Source organism: Chitinimonas sp. (assembly GCF_036568685.1).
Classification (GTDB): Bacteria; Pseudomonadota; Gammaproteobacteria; order Burkholderiales; family Chitinimonadaceae; genus Chitinimonas.
This window is the reverse complement of sequence record NZ_DATCSC010000123.1, coordinates 1-3,544: the sequence shown is the minus strand read 5'-3', so window position 1 is coordinate 3,544 and position 3,544 is coordinate 1. Positions and strand designations below refer to the sequence as shown.

Sequence of the window (3,544 nt, the reverse complement as noted above, 5' to 3'; positions counted from 1 at the left end):
CCGCCATACTGCAGCAGTACCGGACAGGCCAGCTTGCCCACGTCGGCGCGCAGGTCAGCCTCCTTGAGGATATCCAACCCCGCCATCAGCGCCGCCGGGTTCGGCGCCGCCCGAGACGCCAAGCTGGCTTTGAGGCTGCGCAAGACCTGGCGCCCGTCCGGGCTGCCCATCACCTGCAGGCCCAGGAACATATCCAGCGTGCCCGCATAGTTGCCAGCCAGGCCACGGGCAAAGGAGGCCAAGGTGTCGGCCGGGGTGGCGTGCGGCCAATCGGCACGCTGCATAAAGCAAGGGGAGGAGGCACACAGGCTGAGCGAACGCACCTTGCCGGCTTGGCTCAAGGCCCATTGCATCCCCACCGCACCACCCAGCGACCAGCCGAGCACATGCACGGGCAGCGGAAAGATCTCGTCCAAACGGCGAGCCAACTCGGCCAGCGTATAGGGCTGCACCATCTCGCTACTACCGCAGCCGGGCAGATCAACCACGTGCACGCAGTAGTCCTGCGCCAATTGCTCGGCCACCCGCTGCCAGACCGCCCCATGGATACCCCAGCCGTGGATCAGTACCAGATCGGCACCCAGGCCCTGTGTCTCGATATACAGACTCATGCGCCCGGCTTTCCTGCCAATTCATGCAAAGCCGCCAACAGGGCAGCCACATCAGCCTCCTCGTGCGCCGCGGAAAGGGTTACCCGCAAACGCGCGCTCGGCACGGTGGGTGGGCGGATGGCCGCCACCCACAGACCGCGTTCCCGCAGTGCTTGCGACAACGCCACGGCCTGCTCGCTTGAGGTAAGCAGGATGGGCTGGATGGCGGTGGTCGACTCAAGCAGGGTATAGGCCGTACCGGCCAGCCCCCCTCGCAGCTGCGCAATCCGTGCTTGCAAGCGCAGACGACGTGCCTCGCCAGCCTCGATCAGGCCCAGCGCTGCCTCGCTGGCGGCCGCAATAGCCGCCGGCAAGGCGGTGGTATAGATGGCGGTGCGGGCCTTGTTGAGCAGCCAGGCAATCAAGACTGCCTCACCCGCCACCAGGGCGCCGGCCGTACCCACCGCTTTGCCCAGGGTGGCCAGGTAGATCAGGCGGGGTGAGCGCAGCCCGTGATGAGCCAGGCTGCCGCGGCCCTCGCCGAGCACGCCGAAGCCATGCGCATCGTCCACGTACAGCCAGGCATCGTAGCGCTCTGCCAGCGCCAGCAATTCAGCCAGCGGCGCAAGATCGCCATCCATGCTGTACACCGCGTCGACCGCGATCAGCTTGCGGCGGGCAGTGGAAGCCGCCAGATGCCGTTCGAGCGCGGCCAAGTCGTTATGGGCAAAGCGCAGGAAATCGGCCCGGCTGAGCAGGCAGGCATCGTTCAAGGAGGCATGGTTGAGCTTGTCGGCAAAGACCGCGTCGCCGCGACCGACCAGCGCGGTGATCACCCCCAGGTTGGCCATATAGCCGGTCGAGAAGCCCAACGCCGCCGGCAAGCCCAGGTAATCGGCAAAGCGCTGCTCGAGCCGCTCATGCGGTAGCTGGTGGCCACACACCAGGTGCGAGGCGCCGCTGCCCACGCCATAGTCCTGCACCGCGGCAATGGCTGCGACCCGGAGTTCGGGCGCGGCAGCGAGGCCCAGGTAGTCGTTGCCGCAAAAGTTCAAGAGACGACGCCCGTCGACCAGCAGCTCACGGCCTTGCGCCGATTCGACCACGGTACGACGGCGGCGCAGATGCTGCGCATCCAGCTCGGCCAGATTCAGCGCCAATTCATTCAGCATGGGATAAGGTGTATCCATGGCACAATTCTACCTGTAGCCGGCTTGGCCAAGCGCCACCCTTCCTTCCGATTTTCTATTCGAGTCCTCCATGCAAGCCATCACCACCGCCATTCCCGACGTCTTCATTCTGGAGCCCAAGGTCTTCGGGGATGAGCGCGGTTTTTTCTTCGAGAGTTTCAACGAACGCCTCTTCCGCGAGCTGACCGGTGCCGATGTCAGCTTCGTGCAGGACAACCATTCCCGCTCGGTGCGCGGCGTACTGCGCGGCCTGCACTACCAACTGCAGCAAGCCCAGGGCAAGTTGGTACGGGTCGCAGCTGGCGAAGTGCTGGACGTGGCGGTCGATATCCGTCGCAGCTCCCCCACCTTCGGCAAGTGGGTGTCGGCTCGCCTGTCGGCCGAGAACAAGCGCCAGATGTGGGTGCCGGCCGGCTTCGCGCACGGCTTTGTGGTGCTCAGCGAAAGCGCCGAGTTCCTTTACAAGACCACCGATTACTACGCCCCCGCCCACGAGCGCTGCATCGCCTGGAATGACCCCACGCTGGCCATCGATTGGGAGTATGAAGGTCAGCCGCAGCTGTCGGGCAAGGACCAACTGGGCAAGTTGCTGGCAGAAGCTGATCTGTTTGATTGATTAAGACCGCTTGGGTGGCTCGGCACTAAAGCCGCTTGACCACCCATTTGAGGGTCGCATCGTCCGGGTGCGGCTTCAGCTCGAAGCCGAGCTTGCGCATCATGCCCAGCATGGGCACGTTGGAACCGAGGATATCGCCCTCGATGCTGGACAAACCGGCATCGCGGGCCGCGTGGAAGAGCGCTTGCATCAGCTGCGCGCCCAGGCCCTTACCCTGCCAGCGGTCCGAGATAGAGATCGCGAACTCGCAGCTGGCAGCATCCGGGTTGGCGGTATAGCGCGCCACGCCCAGGATGCGTTCCTGCCCCTCCAGTTCCACCACCGCCACCACCGCCATCTCGCGCGCATAGTCGAGCTGGGTGAAGCGCACCAGCATGCTGGGCGGCAGTTGCTTGAGCGTGCTCATAAAGCGGTTGAAACGGCTCTCGTCCGACAATTCCTCCCGCACAAAACGCTGCAGCTCATCGGCATCCTCCGGCCGTATGGGCCGGAACACGCAACCGCTACCGTCCTTGAGCTGGCCGCGGGTCACTAGGTGGGACGGGTAGGGATGGATGGCCATGTGGTCGTAGCGCTGGAAGCCCGCCGGCAAGGCCGCCACCACGATGCTGGCGTCCACCGCCACGGCGCCGTTCTCATCGACCACAACCGGATTGAGGTCCAGCGACACCATCTCCGGCAACTCGCAAGCCATTTCCGAGACCCGCAACAGGATCCCACGCAGCGCTTCCAGATCGGCCGCGCCGTGGTTGCGGAAGGGTCCCAGCGCCTTGGCCACCTTGGTGCGTTTGATCAGGCTGGCAGCGATCGAGTCATTGAGCGGTGGCAAGGTGACCGCCACGTCGCCAAACACTTCAGCTGCGACACCGCCGGCGCCAAAGGCAATGGTCGGGCCGAATACCGCATCGCGCGCCACCCCTACCATCAGCTCGCGGCCATGCCGCTTGCCATGCATCTTCTGCACGATCAGGCCGTGCACCGTGTCGGCCGGCAGTTGCTGGCGGGCGTAGGCCAGGATGGCCTCGGCAGCGTCCTCCACCTGCTCCAGCGAGCTGACATTGAGCAGCACACCGTCCACATCGCTCTTGTGCACCAGATTGTCGGCATCCACCTTCAATGCTACCGGCAGGCCGATACGGCTGGCCGCC

General features: G+C 65.0%; 4 protein-coding genes. 1 reads left to right on the top strand and 3 read right to left on the bottom strand.

Annotated elements, in window-relative coordinates; all coding sequences use genetic code 11:
* A partial coding sequence (locus VIM95_RS17080) for an alpha/beta fold hydrolase (RefSeq protein WP_331988125.1) occupies positions 1 to 611 on the bottom strand: 611 nt, incomplete at its 3' end.
* The gene (bioF, locus tag VIM95_RS17075) at positions 608 to 1,780 is read right to left on the bottom strand and encodes an 8-amino-7-oxononanoate synthase (protein ID WP_331988123.1); all 1,173 of its coding nucleotides are present in this window, start codon (positions 1,778 to 1,780) and stop codon (positions 608 to 610) included. The genes VIM95_RS17080 and bioF, both read right to left, overlap by 4 nt.
* 70 nt (positions 1,781 to 1,850) lie before the next feature.
* On the opposite strand from bioF, the gene rfbC reads away from it, so the two are divergent.
* Positions 1,851 to 2,396: a dTDP-4-dehydrorhamnose 3,5-epimerase gene (rfbC, locus tag VIM95_RS17070; RefSeq protein WP_331988121.1), complete on the top strand. Its 546-nt coding sequence runs from the start codon at positions 1,851 to 1,853 to the stop codon at positions 2,394 to 2,396.
* 25 nt (positions 2,397 to 2,421) lie between these two features.
* On the opposite strand, the gene VIM95_RS17065 is transcribed toward rfbC, so the two are convergent.
* Positions 2,422 to 3,544, bottom strand: a 1,123-nt coding sequence (locus VIM95_RS17065; RefSeq protein WP_331988119.1) for a GNAT family N-acetyltransferase, incomplete at its 5' end; no start/stop codon positions are given.

What these genes read in the sequence shown, in the direction of transcription:
- bioF (WP_331988123.1), bottom strand. Translation starts at nt 1,780, where the DNA reads ATGGATACACCTTATCCCATGCTGAATGAATTGGCGCTGAATCTGGCC.
- rfbC (WP_331988121.1), top strand. Translation starts at nt 1,851, where the DNA reads ATGCAAGCCATCACCACCGCCATTCCCGACGTCTTCATTCTGGAGCCC.